10 protein-coding genes and 2 tRNA genes are annotated in these 17,397 nt (G+C 38.4%); 2 read left to right on the plus strand and 10 right to left on the minus strand.

What is annotated here, in order from left to right:
- Positions 1–162: 162 nt before the first annotated feature.
- Both der and era read right to left on the minus strand, forming a co-directional pair.
- A complete protein-coding gene (gene der, locus ABWO41_RS06395; protein WP_353135192.1) occupies positions 163–1,464 on the minus strand; it encodes a ribosome biogenesis GTPase Der in 1,302 nt (433 codons plus the stop codon).
- Positions 1,465–1,570: 106 nt separating this feature from the next.
- The gene (gene era / locus ABWO41_RS06400; protein ID WP_353135195.1) at positions 1,571–2,449 is read right to left on the minus strand and encodes a GTPase Era; all 879 of its coding nucleotides are present in this window, start codon (positions 2,447–2,449) and stop codon (positions 1,571–1,573) included.
- Between the two features lie 144 nt (positions 2,450–2,593).
- Between era and ABWO41_RS06405 the strand changes: the two genes are divergently transcribed.
- Positions 2,594–2,666: transfer RNA gene (locus ABWO41_RS06405), tRNA-Met, on the plus strand.
- A gap of 32 nt (positions 2,667–2,698) precedes the next feature.
- Positions 2,699–2,770, plus strand: a tRNA-Glu gene (locus tag ABWO41_RS06410).
- 247 nt (positions 2,771–3,017) lie between these two features.
- On the opposite strand, the gene ABWO41_RS06415 is transcribed toward ABWO41_RS06410, so the two are convergent.
- From ABWO41_RS06415 to ABWO41_RS06450, 8 genes are read right to left on the minus strand one after another with little or no spacing between them, the layout of a single operon-like run.
- Entirely contained in the window at positions 3,018–5,225 is a 2,208-nt protein-coding gene (locus ABWO41_RS06415) for a glycoside hydrolase family 3 N-terminal domain-containing protein (RefSeq protein ID WP_353135198.1), read from the minus strand.
- 17 nt (positions 5,226–5,242) lie between these two features.
- Positions 5,243–6,010 carry a glycoside hydrolase family 35 protein gene (locus ABWO41_RS06420; protein ID WP_353135201.1) on the minus strand — a complete coding sequence of 256 codons (768 nt, stop codon included), beginning with the start codon at positions 6,008–6,010 and terminating at the stop codon, positions 5,243–5,245.
- 14 nt (positions 6,011–6,024) lie between these two features.
- Positions 6,025–8,757 carry a DUF8487 domain-containing protein gene (locus ABWO41_RS06425; protein WP_353135204.1) on the minus strand — a complete coding sequence of 911 codons (2,733 nt, stop codon included), beginning with the start codon at positions 8,755–8,757 and terminating at the stop codon, positions 6,025–6,027.
- Between the two features lie 23 nt (positions 8,758–8,780).
- The gene (locus tag ABWO41_RS06430) at positions 8,781–9,980 is read right to left on the minus strand and encodes a glycoside hydrolase family 88 protein (protein ID WP_353135207.1); all 1,200 of its coding nucleotides are present in this window, start codon (positions 9,978–9,980) and stop codon (positions 8,781–8,783) included.
- A 23-nt stretch (positions 9,981–10,003) separates the two neighbouring features.
- Complete coding sequence (locus ABWO41_RS06435; protein WP_353135210.1) at positions 10,004–11,302, minus strand: glucuronyl esterase domain-containing protein; 1,299 nt, start codon at positions 11,300–11,302, stop codon at positions 10,004–10,006.
- The gene (locus ABWO41_RS06440) at positions 11,286–13,073 is read right to left on the minus strand and encodes a glycoside hydrolase family 2 protein (protein WP_353135213.1); all 1,788 of its coding nucleotides are present in this window, start codon (positions 13,071–13,073) and stop codon (positions 11,286–11,288) included. The genes ABWO41_RS06435 and ABWO41_RS06440 overlap by 17 nt, the downstream gene beginning before the upstream one ends.
- A 15-nt stretch (positions 13,074–13,088) precedes the next feature.
- Complete coding sequence (locus ABWO41_RS06445; protein ID WP_353135216.1) at positions 13,089–15,080, minus strand: retaining alpha-galactosidase; 1,992 nt, start codon at positions 15,078–15,080, stop codon at positions 13,089–13,091.
- A 6-nt stretch (positions 15,081–15,086) separates the two neighbouring features.
- Positions 15,087–17,147 (minus strand): alpha-galactosidase, encoded by a 2,061-nt coding sequence (locus tag ABWO41_RS06450; RefSeq protein ID WP_353135218.1) that lies wholly within the window; start codon positions 17,145–17,147, stop codon positions 15,087–15,089.
- Positions 17,148–17,397: the final 250 nt, after the last annotated feature.

Here is a 17,397-nt window from a genome sequence, read left to right on the forward strand (position 1 = left end):
GCTTATATCGCTCTTTACATTCCGCAAAGTTTCAGATTTTTAACATTTCAATTCTGACTAGAAGCACAAAAACCACTGAAACCTATAATTGTAAAAAGGATAAACAAAAACGCCACCTGAAAACTCAAGTGGCGCTTATCTCTTCTTATATTATTTTCAAACTTATTTCTGCCTAAAGAATAACTGTAAAGGCACCCCAGTAAAATCAAACTCCTGTCTAAGCTTATTTTCCAGAAAACGCTTATATGGATCTTTGATATATTGAGGCAAATTACAGAAAAATGCGAACATTGGAGTAGAAGCATTAATTTGTGTAATATACTTGATCTTGATGTGCTTTCCTTTTGTCGCTGGAGGCGGGGTCTTTTCGATAACAGGCAAAAGAAAGTCATTTAGCTTGGATGTGCTGATTTTTTTCTTTCTATTATCATAAACCTTCTGAGCCGCTTCCAAAGTCTTAAAAATACGCTGCTTTTCGCTTACAGACGTAAAAATAATCGGAACATCTGTAAACGGAGCTATCTTTTCTTTGATGGTATCTTCAAAAGCTTTAGCTGTTTTATGATCTTTTTCTACCAAATCCCACTTATTTACCACTAAAACAACGCCTTTCCGGTTTTTTTCTGCCAAATGGAAGATATTTATATCCTGAGATTCGATTCCCTCAGTAGCATCCAACATGAGAATAATAACATCGGCCTCCTCTAAAGCGCCTATGGTTCTCATTACCGAATAAAACTCTATATTTTCCCTCACCTTGGTCTTCTTCCTTAAACCTGCGGTATCAACCAACATGAAGTCATGGCCAAATTGTTTATAGTGAATATGGATAGAATCTCGGGTAGTACCTGCCACATTGGTTACAATATTTCTGTCTTTACCTAACAGGGCATTTATCATAGATGATTTACCCACATTAGGTCTCCCAACAATAGCAAAGACAGGTAAATCATTTTCTACTTCTGCAGTTTCATCAAAAGTTTTAACCACTTCGTCCAGTAACTCCCCGGTTCCCGAACCTGTCATAGAGGAAAGACAATAAATCTCTCCTAATCCAAAACTGTAAAACTGGGCTGCATCTGCTAGCAGTTGATTATTGTCTACTTTGTTTACAGCAACAAAAACAGGCTTTTTGCTTCTTCTTAGAATAGCTGCAATATCATCGTCCAAATCGGTTATTCCTGTTGTAACATCTACCATAAAAATAATTGATGTCGCTTCTTCAATAGCAATGAGCACCTGTTCTCTGATAGCTATTTCAAAGACATCTTCCGAATTGGCCACATAGCCTCCTGTATCAATTACAGTAAAACTTTTGTCTGTCCATTCTGCCAATCCATAATGTCTATCGCGGGTTACACCGCTCATATCATCTACAATGGCTTTACGTGTTTCCGTAAGTCTGTTGTACAATGTAGATTTTCCCACGTTCGGTCTCCCGACGATCGCTACTATATTTCCCATATATTTTTGTTTTTCCCAGCCTTATCATGCCGGCATAATTATTAATCTTGCAAAAGTAGTTAAAATAAATTCGCGGTTTAACGACCTCACTTAAATTGTTGCGGAATTATTCCTCGTAACCGAAATTCTTAAGGTAACTACTTCTATTTCTCCAATCTGGAATTACTTTCACAAAAATCTCCAGAAAAACCTTTTTTTGCAGAAAATCTTCCATATCCTGTCTGGCATAAGTTCCAATTTTCTTTAACATGGAACCTCCGGTTCCTATCAGGATATTCTTTTGGGAATCCCTTTCTACAATGACCTCGGCACTGATGCGAATTAAGTTTTTACTCTCTTTAAAAGATGTCACCAGAACCTCGGTACTATAAGGAATTTCCTTTTTGTAGAACTTAAAGATTTTTTCTCTTATCATTTCCGAAACAAAAAAGCGCTCGCTTCTTGTGGTCAGCTCTTCTTTATCATAATATGGTGGATGCTCCGGCAGGTTCTCTTTAATAAAGGTCATGATCTTTTCTACATTATAATTATGCAAAGCAGATATTCCAATAATTCCATCCGGATTCAATTTTTCTTTCCAATAGCTAATTTTTTCTTCTACTTTTTCCTGATTAGATTCATCAATCTTGTTAATCAGGATCAAGAGCTTGGCTGCAGACCCTTTAATCTTATCCAATACGTCCTGTTCATCATGCTTCTCATTAATATCTGTTACAAACAACAGAATATCTGCATCTACCAACGAACCTTTTACTGCATCCATCATGGTCTCTTGCAGTTTATACGCTGGTTTGATAATTCCTGGTGTATCCGAAAAAACAATTTGATAATCGTCTTCGTTAACAATCCCAATAATACGGTGTCTTGTAGTTTGAGCCTTGGACGTAATAATAGCCATTTTCTCTCCTACCAACGTGTTCATCAATGTTGATTTACCTGCATTTGGCTTACCTACGATACTAACAAAACCTGCTTTGTGCGACATCTAAAATATTTTTTAAAATTTATTTGGAACACAAAGAAACGAATTATATCTTTGCAGTCCAATTCGGAACAAGATATAAATCTTCTAACGAATAAAAAAGCAGCGATTGCTTTAAAAATTTGAAGTTTTGAACACAAAATATAGTGCGGGGTGGAGCAGTTGGTAGCTCGTCGGGCTCATAACCCGAAGGTCATCAGTTCGAGTCTGGTCCCCGCTACCTAAGGAAGCTGAAAGATACTTCCTTTTTTTGGCCCGTTCGTCTAGGGGTTAGGACGCAAGATTTTCATTCTTGAAACAGGGGTTCGATTCCCCTACGGGCTACTTAAGGAGACACCATATATTGGTTGTCTCCTTTTTTTATACCTAAAAAATCTGTTTCCAAATCGTTACGCTAGACGTTCCGAAACTGTATCTACTAAAAAAGGGAAGATATATAATGAACATCTCCCCCCTTATTTAATCAATTCTATATGTAACTAATAGCCTGAAAAGATTGACTCTTTTTTTCAAATGCTGGTAAACTCAATAAAATTCTACACCTTATCGATCCTCAATACATTCCTTTTTATTAATTAACGATCTCAATCTTAATTTTTTTATCTTTTACCATTACATAATAATCCCCTGCTTCCAGAAAGCGCTCTCCATCTTCATCAATAAAACCAAAATCCCGCTTCAGGTCAACTATGAACTGATAAGTTGCTGTTTCTCCTTTTTTGATCATTTTCTTTTCAAAAAATTTCAATTCTTTCACCGGGCGGGAAATTGTGGATACAGGATCATTGATAAACCAATGAACGGTTTCATATCCGTCAACATCACCAGTATTGGTGACAGCAATTTCCATTGTAAGTTTACCATCTGGCTTTAATGATAATGCCGAAGCTTTTAAATCAGCATATTGGAATGTGGTATAGCTTAATCCATGGGCAAACTCATATAATGGAGCAATAGGAATATCCTGATACTTACCCTGATGAGGACGGGCACTTCTTCTATGATTATAATAGATAGGAATTTGTCCGGTAGAATAAGGGAATGTCATCGCCAATTTTCCTGAAGGATTTACACGTCCGGATAAAACTCCGGCAAGGGGTTTGCCACCTGGTGTTCCCGGTTGCCACATGGTAAGAATGGCATCACTGATTGGCTCCAGACCATTCAATTCCAGTGGGCGACCATTAGACAAAATCAATATTACAGGCTTTCCAAGCTTTTTTAATTCCATTACCAAATCTTCCTGGATTTTAGGTAAGGCTATGGAAGAGCGTGAAGCATTCTCTCCGCTCCAGTCTTTCTTTTCTCCTAAACAAAACAAAATAACATCTGCTTTTGAAGCTATACTTTTGGCTTCTTCAAACTTAGATCTATCATTCCCGTCAAACTCGCAGCCTAAAGCATATGAAACTTCCGCCTGGTTTTTGTACTCTGCTTTTATAGCATCAAAAATACTTGGGATATCTTCAGATTTACCCTGAGCTGCCCACGATCCTAATAAGTTCCATTGGCTTTTTGCCATTGGGCCTACCACTGCTATTTTAGAAACACGCCTTAATGGTAATGTTTTATTCTGATTCTTCAGCAAAACGATAGATTCCTCTGCCAATTGCTCGGCTATTTTTAAGTTCTCGGGACGATAAAACCTTTCTTTTTCTGTACTTTCAGGAGTGTAAGGCCTATCGAACAATCCCAATCTAAACTTCACCCTTAAGACACGTCTCACAGCTTCGTTAAGTTGTTCCTGCGAGACTTTTCCTTCTTTGACAAGCTCGCCAAGGTGATTGTCATAACACCGGTTCATCATATCCATTTCTAAACCAGCCTTAAATGCTTTTAATGCCGCCTCTTTCTTATTTGCTGCAACACCCTGCGGGCGAAGCTGTTCTATAGAACCCCAGTCCGAAACGACAAAGCCATCGTGTTTCCATCTGTTTTTTAACACCTCTGTTAATGTATAATAATTTGCAGAACCGGGCGTACCGCTGATATCATTAAAAGAGCTCATTAATGTTGCCGCCCCTGCTTTTACACCTGCTTCGTAAGGCAGCATATAAGTATCCCAAAGGGTTTGTTTTGAAATCTCTGTATAAACATAATCTCGTCCAGCCTCCGATGCTCCATAACCAATATAGTGTTTAAGACAGGCAGCTACATTTTTTTCACTGGATAAATCATTTCCCTGATACCCTTTCACTGATGCAGCAGCAAATATAGCGTTAGTATACGTATCCTCCCCATACCCCTCTGCAACTCTTCCCCAACGTCCATCCCGAGCAACATCTATCATTGGTGAGAAAGTCCAATCAACTCCAGACATTCTAGCTTCCTGCGCAGCAACGGCACAGGCTTTTTCTACCAATGCCGGATTCCAGGAACTGGCTTGCCCTAATGATATTGGATACAAAGTGCGAAAACCGTGGATCACATCATAACCAAATATGATAGGAATTCCCAAACGTGTTTGCTCAATTGCCTTCTTTTGTACTTTATTACGCAATTCCGGATTGCTACTGAAATAGATCAGCGAACCAATTTCTCCTGGTATATCATTTACGGGATCTGCCATATTATTGGCATTATCATTCCGCCCTAGTGTATATTGATTGAGCTGCATGACCTTTTCTTCTAAAGTCATGCGTGATAGTAAATCTTCGATACGCTTTTCTATAGGTTGTTTGGCATCTTTGTATAGAAGCTTGTCCTTTTTATTGCCTGCAAATAAAGTTGACGTAAAAACTATCAGAAATACTAAACAGTGAATTATATTTTTTTTCATAAACGCTATTAATGTTTTTAGTTGAAAACCGGTGTAGCCGATAATCTCATAGACTTTTGCTGATAGTTTTTCAAATCGAATACAACAATTTCATTTTTACCCTGTATCAAATCATCAGATTGGATTTGTATAGATTTTTGTTTTTCCTGTTCCCAAAAAGAGCCTAAATACTTATTGTTAATCCATACCTCTCCCATACCCCAACCAGATGTATCGAGGTAAGTGTTTTCCTGACTCCGTATATAAAAGGTCCCTTTGTAAAAACCTGGAGTTTGAGTATCTATGGAACTATCAAAAACTAAATCCTGCACTACGCATTCTCTTATATTTAAGGGAATCATTTTCCAATTTTCAACTGGTTCACCCTCTAAACTGATGTTTCCAAACAAACCTTTCGAATTGTCTAATATTTCCGGTCCATAGGTTATGCGCCCAATATTTTCGACGTATAATTCCAACTGATGTTTACCAGGAGACGTGTTAATACTTATTTCTTTCTGGCTATTTGTTAATATCCCCTGCAATTTACCGTCGATATATACCGCAGCGTAGTCCCTGACATTTTCGAGCGCTAATGCTGCGCTTTCTGTCTCGGTTGTAATTTCAGATTGATATAATACATATCCAAATTCCATATCCAACTCGTTCATCGGCAGCAAACCATCCGATTCATAAGCTTCCTGGTAGACTTGCTCTAAGGATGCCTTTTTATCTAAAATAATTTCCTGGCCCACTAATGAAGTGTGAAAAAACAAAATCAGCAACAACAGAGGTATTCTTATCATATTTTATTTGTTGATTACTTTATTAAGAATGATTGGATAAACGACTCTTCTACAGTTATCTGAGGCGAGAATTTATCGCTTTTCACATAGTTATCGATACTTTTCAATAGCTGCTGTGTAGCCGGACGTTTGTCCATATCTTTTTTTGTATCTACCGCCAAAACCAATAGTTTTCCGCCATTGACTTTAGCTTCGAAACCGATCCCCAATTTGGCATTATTGTCATAACTATCAATCACTTGTACAAATGGACGTAATGCGGTTGGAGCATCTTTCATTTCAATAACTTTAGCATTGTTTAAAATGTCCCACCATTGCCAATCGGTGTGGTAAGACGTGGTAAAATCCTTAAAAACCGGCGAATCGTTCTTGATTAAACATCCAATAGTCATTGGAGGCCATGCAAACATAATAGGGTTCCAGAAATGGTTATGAAAAACAGATTTACGGCCTTTTACTTTGTTTGGTGAAGGGCATAATACGACAGTTTTTCCCTGAGCAAGTTGCTTTTTTGCAGCTTCGTCATATACCGCCGTGTAAAGAACCTGATCTGTGGAAGCCATTAATGATTCGTGTTTTGGATACACCCATATATTCCAGCTATTTTTTATATCATCGTTTACTGCTAAATGAACCGTTAGCTTCTGAGAAGAAGCGATACCGTTTAATGGTATAGAGAACTCTCCTACCGGTGAAACATGGTCATTGGCTATTGTTTGAGTTTTCAGGTTCCCTTTACGAAGCACTTTTCCGTTTTCATCCGTTAGCCACCACCTTAATTTGGCATTTTTGATTGCAGAATTACTAAAATTGTAAACTTCTGCCTTACCTGTAAAAGTTTCATTATTAAAATATGAGCTCTTTTCATAACGTAATAATGCTACCGTAGGTGCACAGAATTCTCTGAACTTTTCCGGGGTAATCAATCCTTTTGAATCCCAAAACGGATCGAGTATCCCGACGGGTGCATAACCTTGCCCTGGAAAATCATTGATTGATAACAACTGAAAACCGGCCGATTTAGACGAACGCAGAAGCGCTTCGATTACCGCTTTGTATTCCAACACGGTTAAAGCTCCTGATGCTTTAAAAAAATCATTCGCCTGATCCAGCATTCCGTTCTTATCCAACAGTTCTCTGAACACTTCGAAATTCCGGGCTTCTACCGGGCTATTTGCATATTTCTTTATTTCTTCGAAATTAGGATAAATACAACGTTGTCCTGTTTCATGGGATATTACGGGCACATCTACATCAGACTCTGTATTTCTATCCCAATCTGTATTGGGTAGGCCTTCGTAAACTTTAACCGGACCTTTATTGGTTTGTTGCGAAACATAATACTGATCTGATTTCACGCGGGTTCTCGCCGTTGAACCACTATATAAATGACGAGGATCAAATTTTCTTCCTTCAGCAGTAAGCTCTTCTATAAAATCAAAATTGCCGGTAATTTCATTGCCATTGCAATACAAAATGAACGAAGGATGATTTCCATATTCCTTTAAGATAGCTTTGATTTCGCGACGGAAGAAATTATAACGGGCTTCATCCGGCTCGGCATCTTTACCCCACATTGGCATTTCTACCTCAAAATAAATCCCATGTTTATCTGCCATACGAAAAGCAGCTTTTGGCGGACACCACGAATGGAAACGCATATGATTCATTCCGTAATCTTTCATTAGCAACATGATTCTTTCCCACGATGCATCATCTACCGGAGCATAACCAGTTTTAGGGAAAACGGCATTTTCTACATTTCCTATTAAGTGATCAGGTAGATTATTTATTAAAACATGGTTTTTACCTTGTTTTACTTCACGCATTCCAAAAGTGGTTGATTTCTTATGCTGATACTTTGCCTTATCATCAAAAGTGTTTAACTGACAGGTGACGTCATAAAGATTAGGATTGAACTCATCCCATAGTTTTATATTATTCCCCAGTTGAACTGTACCTTCAACAAAAACTACAGAGTCTTTACCCGCTACGGATATATTTTTAGTTAGATTGTATTTGTTACCGGATATGGTAATGGTAGCTTGACCATTTATTGCTTTTCTGGTGTTGTTGTTTATTTGAAGTTTAACTTTTAACGATTTTTCCGTAATGTTCGGGTACACCTGTAAATCCTCAATATAAACCGGATCTACAGCTATCAGCTTCATTTCCCCTAAGATACCATTCCAGTTAATTTGGGTGAATTCGGTATGTGCATGGTTCCATTTATGAGTATTGTATTGAAATCTATTATCTATACAAACGGTTATACGATGAGTTGTTCCGGGTTTAACAAACTCGGTTAAATCATGGTTATGAGGAACGCTTATAAAATCTATTTTACTTACCTCCTTAGTGTCCACATAAATAGAGCTTAGCCAATGTGTACGCTCAAAATACATGAATATTCGCTTACCTTTCCAGGCTGCGGGGATCTCTATGTCACGTTGATACCATGCCGGCCCCATGTATTCATATTTCCTTGTTAAACGATCAATATGGCGATATGGAGATTTATAACCAATTTGATAATCATCTGTAATTCCGGGCAGTTCAATTTTATCTTGCAAAATGTGGTTGTATCTTGGAGAAAGCGAACCTCGGCGAAAATCCATCAGATCAGTTTGGAACCTCCATGTACCGGATAAATCTAACTCTATTGTTTGTGCTGTGAGCGGATAATGCTGTATAAATAATAGGATTATTAGTAAGCTCTTTAAGTATCTTTTTATCTTGTAATTCATCTCAATCTCTATTCAAATTAGTTTTAAATCTTTTTCTTTAATCTGCTCAGGGCTTCCAGGTAATAGTAATCTGCGTAAGTAAGAGGCACATCAACTTCTGATTTGGCAGGGTAAGAACCGACGCTGTGTTTTAGGATGAAACATCCGTTTTCTCCCAGTTTAGCAGTATAAGCTGGTGTGGATAAGGTTCTGATTTGAGTTTCTACAACTTGCATATATTTCTGAGCGAGGCTTTTATCAACAAATTCACTCAGCTCTATCAGCGCAGAAGCCATAAGTGTCGCTGCGGATACATCACGATACGTATTTGGAATATCCGGGCTATTATAATCCCAGTATGGGATATAATCCTCCGGCATATGAGGATGATTCACCAAATAATTTGCAATGTTTTTGGCTTGTTGCAGATAACGCTGGTCTTTTGTTTCTCTGTACAAATAGGTATATCCGTAAAGTCCCCATGCCTGTCCACGGCTCCAGGAAGATTCATCGGAAAACCCTTGATGTGTTTGCTTCAGATGAGGTATTCCGGAAATAGTATCATAAGAAACCACATGATAAGAGCTGTAATCTGGTCTGAAATGGTGTTGTATTGTTTTATCGGCATGCGATAAAGCTATCTGTTTGAATTTTTCATCTCCGGAGTAATCAGATGCCCAAAGCAAAAGCTCCAAATTCATGATGTTATCAATAATTACAGGGTATTGCCAGTTTTCCTTATTGTGGTCCCACGAGCGGATTAATCCAACCTGAGGTTTATATCGTGTACTTAACGATTTGGCAGCCGTCAGCATCACTTCTTCGTACTTTTTATTTTTTGTTAAACGATAACCATTACCAAAACTGCAATAGATCATGAAACCCACATCATGGTTATCAGTCGTATATTTTTCTCTTTCTACCCTATCTGTATATAGTTCTGCGTATTTGAGAATATCCTGATTTCGTTTGTTTTCATAGATATACCATAATGATCCGGGAAAGAAACCGCTGCACCACCAACGAGAATCGGAAGATATATCCTTCCCCTTTTCATAGGTACGCGGTAGCCTCCCCACCTGGTCCTTGTATTTTTCGGCCATCAGCAAAGACTGCTTTTCCGCAAAAGAGAAAGCACTTTCGACAACTGATTTTAATGGCCGGGCATCATCCGCTCTGGATTGATAATTAGTAGATACCAACCCTGCTAAAAACAGCACACAACTCAAAATTTTATTATTCATCTTATTGAATATGATTTGATATATTATTTAAAATGTTTATCAGCAAACTTCACAAACTGCTGCCAGTCATATAATTTGATGTCATGGTCTCCTGAACGCAGATGATAACCTATAGAACCGTTCAATAAAGGCTGGTCAATTTCCGGGAGTGATGCACCATTCAACCCTTCAAGACCAAATAGCTCATAAACCGGGGTTGCAAATACACCAGACAGAAATTCACCTTTAGGATCAGCCCATCTATCTTCTACTGCACTGGCAATATATACTGGTCGAGGAGCCATCAAAGCAATAAGCTGATGCTGATCTACTGGTAATAGCTCTTCTTTATCGTTATATTTTTTGAAGTTTCCGGCAAACCAATGAGGAAAGAGCGTATTGACTTTACGAACCGTCTCTCCATACTTACGTCTGGATAGCGCAGCTCCGCCACAACCTGAATTATTAGAAATTGCCATTGCGAAACGTTGATCGACGGCCCCCGCCCATAGCGCTGTCTTTCCATGTCGAGAGTGCCCCACAACAGCAACCTTGTTGCTATTAATATCTTCATCAGTCTCAAAATAATCCATTGCACAACTTAATCCCCAGGCCCATGCAGACAGTGTTCCCCATTCATCTGACTTTGGCTTAGTCTGACCCTCTTTATAGAATAGCGGATGTACACCGTTTTGAAAACCGTCATCATAATCCGGATCAATGTCTCCACGATAAACCGTTGCCAATGCATAACCATTAGCTATAAGCATGTCAACCGGCCAGCGGGAAGATTCTGCCCCTCGCTTAAATGTACCTGGTTGTTTTTCATCATTCCCGTCACGTGGTTTCATACGTGTTATCGACTCCGTTATATCCGGATCATCGCAAATGGTATGGTTCCCCTTGAAATTGAGACCAAAAAACAACGGTACAGCACCGTTACGCTTGTTTGGTATGTATATTAGAATCGTCATGTAATGCTGCTCGTCTTTTGTAAAGTAGACTGCAACTTCCTTTCTGGTTGCCATGTTGCCTAAGGCATACCTATCTTCAGTTAACACACGGAAATGCAAATCTTTTGGGTGTACTGGTGCTTTACCATAAACCTGCGATTCAAACAGGTTAAGTATTTCCGGCCTGCGCTTATCGTTCCAATCATCTGTATTACGAACCATTTGCCCATTTTCCATTTTTAAAGGATCTGGCAATTGGTATGGAGGTACTTTAGATTCATCGTAATTAGGCTCCTGCCCTTTAGCCGAAAAAACACTAAAGCAAAAAAACATTAGTAAAGCAGTCGCTTTCATTACCTGGTACAGGTTGGTACTATTTAATACGATCATAATATTCCTTCATTAAATACCATGCTTTTTTTCTATATCCCTGATCGGAGATTAATCCTTTACGATTCCAGCCTTCCTGATTGATTGGGTGGAAACGAAATGGAGAGCGGAAATCAAATAATATCCAGGGTGCTGTACCGCGTAAGTTTGGGATATGCTTAAACATTTCCAGGTTATCTTTATAAAGCGTAGCCTGATAATCTTCGCTCCATGAACTCACAGTATGTGCATCGCCAATTTTCCCGTAAAGTGCCTCGCCTCCGAATTCAGAAATAATCAAGGGCTGCCCCTTAGCTACGTCCCAAACAGCTTTTTCTGGCGATACTGGCCACTGATGATACCAACCCATATATTTGTTTACTGCTACAACATCCAGCTCTTTTATGAATGGATCATTCATTACAAACACTTGTTTGTCTCTGTCAAACCGGACAAGGTCAAAAGCAGCAGTAATGAGGCGTGTAGTGTCTATGGCTTTGCATCTGTCAATAAGGTATTTGAGAAACTGGTTACGTGGCTCTGAGGGTTGCGTTTCATTGGCTACACCCCAAAAAGCTAATGCACAACGGTTTTTATCGCGCATCACCATTTCCTGGATCATTTTACCGGCTTTTGCCTTTGTTTCTTCATTTTTGAAATCTATTCCCTGCCAAATAGGTATTTCTTCCCAAAGCAGAAAACCCATTTTCTCGGCAAGCCTCACTGTATATTCATTTTGCGGATAATGTGCCAGACGAATCATATTGCAGCCCAAAGCTTTAGCTTCAGATAACAGCATAACTGCATCTGCTTCAGAAAAAGCGCGCCCTTTGCGCTGTGGAATTTCTTCGTGAAATGATATTGCTTTCAAAAATAGGGGCCGATCATTCAGATAGATATTTTCTCCTTTTACCCAGATGTTGCGGAAACCTATTTTTTCTTCTATTTTATCACTTTCACTGGAAACTATAACGTCGTATAGTTTTGGCGATTGGGGCGACCAACGTGTAACCTTATTAACAGTAAATGAAGTCTTTATTTCTCCGTTATGATCTGTTTTGAATGTTTGCTTAATCTTTAATTCTGGAATTTCAATAGTGACTGAGGTATTTGCTATTTTTTCAGAAAGCTTTACGCGAGCATCAATTTTGTTTGACTTGTATTTATCTAATTGGATAAAATAATCTTCGATGAAAACCTGAGGTGTAGTTACTAAAAAAACGTCTCTGGTAATACCTCCATAATTCCACCAGTCAAAGGCCATTGCCGGAATAGCATCAACCGTTCTTGTATTATTGACTTCCACCGCAAGAAAGTTGTCCTTTTCTTTAACGGCATTTGTGATTTCTATTTGAAATGGAGTAAAGCCGCCTTCGTGTTGACCTATTTCCTTCCCGTTCAGATAAATGCGGCAACGGTAACTAACCGCTCCAAAGTAAAGAAATAAGCGTTTGTTTGTTTCTTTGGATGCATCAAATTTACGGGCATACCAAATGGTTCCCTCATAATATTTAAGTTCAGGCAACTGGCTATTCCAGTCTGAAGGAACGTTTAAACGAAGCCCGTTTTCAAAAGAATACTCATAAAAATCTGTTTTGCCTTCCGGCTTTTTATTTAAATAAATCTTATTTCCACGTCCCTGGGCATATAAATCTACAATAGCATCCCATTTACCGTTTAAAGACTGTAAGCTACGTCCGTAAACGTTTGCCATAGTTTCTTGTGCGTACGTATCAGAATAAAATAAGCTGGTTAAGATGATTAATAAGACACTATATACTTTCAACTGCATAATGATTAAGTAGTTTTATTTCTTGTAAATTTTCATTGCAAAACCTCCACCCTTCGCCATTGCGATTGTCATTTTACGATTGGCGGGAATAGTAATGGTTTCCTTTTTATAATCTGACGCTATTCGGTTTGCGTTTGCGCCGTCCCGATAAACTTCTGCTATATAGCTACCTTCCTTTAAAAAGGATAAATCGAGTTCCATTGTACGGGCATCCCAATTAGTCATAGCGCCTACATACCAAACGCCTGCCTTTTCACGGGCTATGGCTATGTACTGACTAATTTGTCCATCAAGCGCTACTGTATGGTCCCAAACGGTTGGGACAGCTGATATAAAATCAGTACACTCCTGCTCCTTTTCATAGCTTGTGGGACTATCACACAACATATTTAATGGAGATTCGAAGATTACATATTCGGCTAATTGGCGACAGCGTGTACCCTGACTCATAGGCTCATCATTAATCCCACGATGGGTTCTTTTGGTAGCATTACGCATTGCACCTTGCGTATAGTCTACAGGCCCTGCTACCATACGGATAAATGGCATAGTAACGTCATACGTAACCTGATCCAGTTCGGTACCGTTCCATTTCATTTGCTCAAGGCCGTTAACTGCTTCGAAATTAATGACATTTGGATAAGTTCGGTTTAGACCTGTCGGTTTATAGGTACCATGAAAATCTACTAATAGCTTATATTTTGCCGCTGTTCTTGCGGTACGGTAATGGAAATCGACCATTTGCTGATCGTCGCGATCCATAAAATCTATCTTAAAGCCCTTTACGCCCATTTCCGAATAGTGCTTGCATACTCGCTCCATGTCTCTGTCAAAAGCGTAATACCCGGCCCATAGGATTATACCTACGTTTTTTGAATTTGCATAAGCTATTAGTGCCTTTAAATCTATGTCGGGTACCACCTTAAATAGATCTGCCTGCAGATTTACAGCCCAGCCTTCGTCTAGTATTACATATTCGATCTTATTTTTTGATGCGAAATCTATATATGCTTTATAGGTATCGTTATTTATACCGGCTTCAAAATCTACTTTTGAAAGGCCCCAGTGATTCCACCATTCCCAGGCAACCTTACCCGGTTTAATCCACGATAAATCATTTAATCTTGAAGGCGATGCCAGCCTGTAAACCATATCATTATCAGCCAGCTCTTTATCCTTAGTGGAAACAATAATTATACGCCATGGAAATTTAGATTTAGCCTTACTTTTTGCAATGTATGGTTGCCTTGAAGTAACCAGCTGTTGCAATTGGTTATGCCCACCTTGCTTTGTCGCCGCTGGATGTTTAGCAAAATCAGACCGAAGGGAGGTTGATCCATCTGAATTGATAAGGTACATCCCGGGATAACTCTCTAAATCTGACTCGGCAAGACAAACTTTTTTACCACCATCCAAACTGATAATCACAGGTGTGAAGGCTAGCTTATCTTTATGCATACCACGCAGAGGCGTATATGTATATTCATTTTCAAACGAATTGAAGTATTGACTTTCTATATCCTTGAATTTTCCTTTTACGTAAGGAATATATGCAGGATAGTCTTTATCGAAATTGAACGACGCTTCTTCATTTTTCACTATAAAATCTTTGTTGCCCGTTGATACAAAACGATAGACAACACCTTCATTATAGGCTCTGAAAATTAAATTGAAGTCCTCTTTAAAATTCAGTATCAGTTCGTTATAATGGTCGGTAATTTTACGCTTTTTGTAAAAATGCGCATCAATTTCCTGATTAACTTCCTTTGTTTTAGCATTGATTAGTTTAGAATTTCTGCCCCAAACTATTCCGTTATCTATTTCCATAGACAGGTTTGAAGGACTAAGTATTATATCTCCTTCATGCGATACGGTATAGCTTATTTTACCGCTTAAAGAAATTGCGGCGACCAGCTTTCCGTCAGGTGATTTTAATTGAAATTTTTCTTGTCCCAACAAATTATTAGCAAGGGCAAACAACAAAATTGTAAAAAATAGCTTCTTCATGTTTTTCTATTGTTGGATTATTTCGTATCGGTACATTACAAAGTCATTCGGATTGGAGAGTTCCACTTTAAGTGTACCATCATGACCAATGGTACTCTCCATTGTTTTTCCATTTCCTAAAAGCGGTGTACACTTTACTTGAGTACCTTCCGATAACCAGGTTTTTATAAAGCCGTAAGAATGAGCTGTGTTTTCTCTATAGAAAATAAAATAACCTTGCTTTCCTTTTACCGACTGAAAACCGGTCCACGATTTACCCGATGGTTCATCCCCAATTGGCAGGATTACGCCGGTATGAAAATCATGCTGTATGTTTTTATAAGAACTTATCAGGTTTTTAATGCTTAATGCTTCCTTAGGCAAACCACTACCTTCAAACCATGCCAATGGTTGTCCGGCCATAGTTGTCGCAAATAAATAGTTGAATGAATAATTATGTGGAGCAAAAATGTCGTTCCCATATTTTTCCGCATTCCTCCATTTATTTAGAAATTCGATCTGTAATTTTTCTGCCGGAACATATTTAGACAGTTGCCATAGATTACGCAAGGTCCAGTATGGATAGTAATTTTGCCAGTCGGTATAACGATTCTCTAAAAATACATTACCATATTCATTGAATAAATGATAACCTCCACGTCGCCCTGCTGTAGCATCTAAATTAAATACGACATTATTGTTCGTTTTTTCAAGAACAGTATCAAATAGTTTGCGAAGATTGATTTCTGACTCTTTATTGGGAATAGCCAACCCATCGATTTTAAAGGTACGGATACCATACTCTTTATATAATCCTACTATAGCAGCTACATCTTTCTGCCAATTTGCATAATTATCTTGTACACTTGGATTAAACCACAGGCATATTTCTACTCCAAGTTGTTTCCCTTTTTTAACAATAGGGTGTAAACCTCGTGGATACTTTATCGGATCTGGCTTCCAGTAATCAGGATTATCCCAAATATTTTTGAAAGAACCTTTTGCCAGAGCCGAATTCGGACTTTTGCCAACCTGCCAGCCATCATCTATCTGAAAATGAGAGATACCTAATTGAGCAGCTCTTTCTACTTCTAACAGGCTAAATTTTTCGTTTACCTTAGCATCCTGACTACGATCGCCCCAGGTATTCATCATTACCATTTCATCACGCTCAGGCAATAATTTTCTTAGATTTTTTTGGTAGGCTCTTAAGGCCGTAAGCTGTTCAAGCTCAGACCCGCTATAAACGCCTATAACGCTGCTATAAGCTTTTCGCCATTCATTTGATACGATATCCCTTGTTGTCATACCCAAACCGCTTACTGCGAAATGGCCAAATTCTGCTGTAAAATCATAGCCATTATATGCTAATTGCACACTGGATGAGGGTGCTTCTTTTAAGAAGAAAATACCGCAGTTGTTTTCCATATTATGGGCAAAAAGCAGGTTTCCTCTATATGAATTTTTACGATATGGAATGATTTTACGCTCGGATACCAGGTTATTATTCCAATCGGTAACATCGAAGAACTCTACGATCTTCGTCTGCCAATGAAATCCGTCAAGCTTTATTTGATCTAAAACAGCCGACGACTGTTTTGCCTGCATATCTTCACTGAACTCAATATTTTTTAAATCGGCCAGATTGGTTGCTTTTCCATCCAGGATTGTGCTTGTACTACCTTTTAAGTAAATATCACATGCAATTGCCGGTGTGTTACTGTAAATACGATATATCTTTTTGATATTTAAGGTTCCAAGCGTGAAACTAACCTCTGCCTCTAAGTAAGCCGGATGAATCTCATTCTCGGCTATTTCCCTGGAAACAAATACTGCATTTGACACACTTTCTGTGTCTTTAGAAAAATGAAAATCAGGAGATTTATGTTTATTAAACCAATGTTTGTCAGATGATTTATCTGTAAGACTGTGGGTTATCAAATTCCCTTTGTTCCAAATAAACTTTCTTTCAATCAACTCATTACCCACCACCAACGTATCATTCTTTAAAAGACCATAATATTCGCCTTGAGCATAAGCAGATACGAAACACAAAAAAGTTACTGGAATTAAAAATAGGCGTTTCATTTTCTTTACTTGAATATTAAGAGTTATGTTTTTACTAAAAAAAGATCTTGAACCTCGATTAACAATTTTCATCGTTATAAACAAAGGACAATAGCATAATTCCCAGGGATTAAACATGAGCTTTCCGTCTGATTGATAGCCTAAATCTGGCAATATTGTCAGGCTGAGCGGGGTCAACACCTTTGTTCTCTATTTTGTAACAAGTTTCAACCCCACTCCTCATGACAACTTAAATATCAGACCTCTTTAA

Origin of the sequence: Pseudopedobacter sp. (assembly GCF_040392825.1) — a bacterium.
Taxonomy (GTDB): Bacteria; Bacteroidota; Bacteroidia; order Sphingobacteriales; family Sphingobacteriaceae; genus Pseudopedobacter.

Coding starts and splice junctions, on each gene's coding strand:
- der (WP_353135192.1), bottom strand. CDS start 1,464: ATGGGAAATATAGTAGCGATCGTCGGGAGACCGAACGTGGGAAAATCT.
- era (WP_353135195.1), bottom strand. CDS start 2,449: ATGTCGCACAAAGCAGGTTTTGTTAGTATCGTAGGTAAGCCAAATGCA.
- ABWO41_RS06415 (WP_353135198.1), bottom strand. CDS start 5,225: ATGAAAAAAAATATAATTCACTGTTTAGTATTTCTGATAGTTTTTACG.
- ABWO41_RS06420 (WP_353135201.1), bottom strand. CDS start 6,010: ATGATAAGAATACCTCTGTTGTTGCTGATTTTGTTTTTTCACACTTCA.
- ABWO41_RS06425 (WP_353135204.1), bottom strand. CDS start 8,757: ATGAATTACAAGATAAAAAGATACTTAAAGAGCTTACTAATAATCCTA.
- ABWO41_RS06430 (WP_353135207.1), bottom strand. CDS start 9,980: ATGAATAATAAAATTTTGAGTTGTGTGCTGTTTTTAGCAGGGTTGGTA.
- ABWO41_RS06435 (WP_353135210.1), bottom strand. CDS start 11,302: ATGATCGTATTAAATAGTACCAACCTGTACCAGGTAATGAAAGCGACT.
- ABWO41_RS06440 (WP_353135213.1), bottom strand. CDS start 13,073: ATGCAGTTGAAAGTATATAGTGTCTTATTAATCATCTTAACCAGCTTA.
- ABWO41_RS06445 (WP_353135216.1), bottom strand. CDS start 15,080: ATGAAGAAGCTATTTTTTACAATTTTGTTGTTTGCCCTTGCTAATAAT.
- ABWO41_RS06450 (WP_353135218.1), bottom strand. CDS start 17,147: ATGAAACGCCTATTTTTAATTCCAGTAACTTTTTTGTGTTTCGTATCT.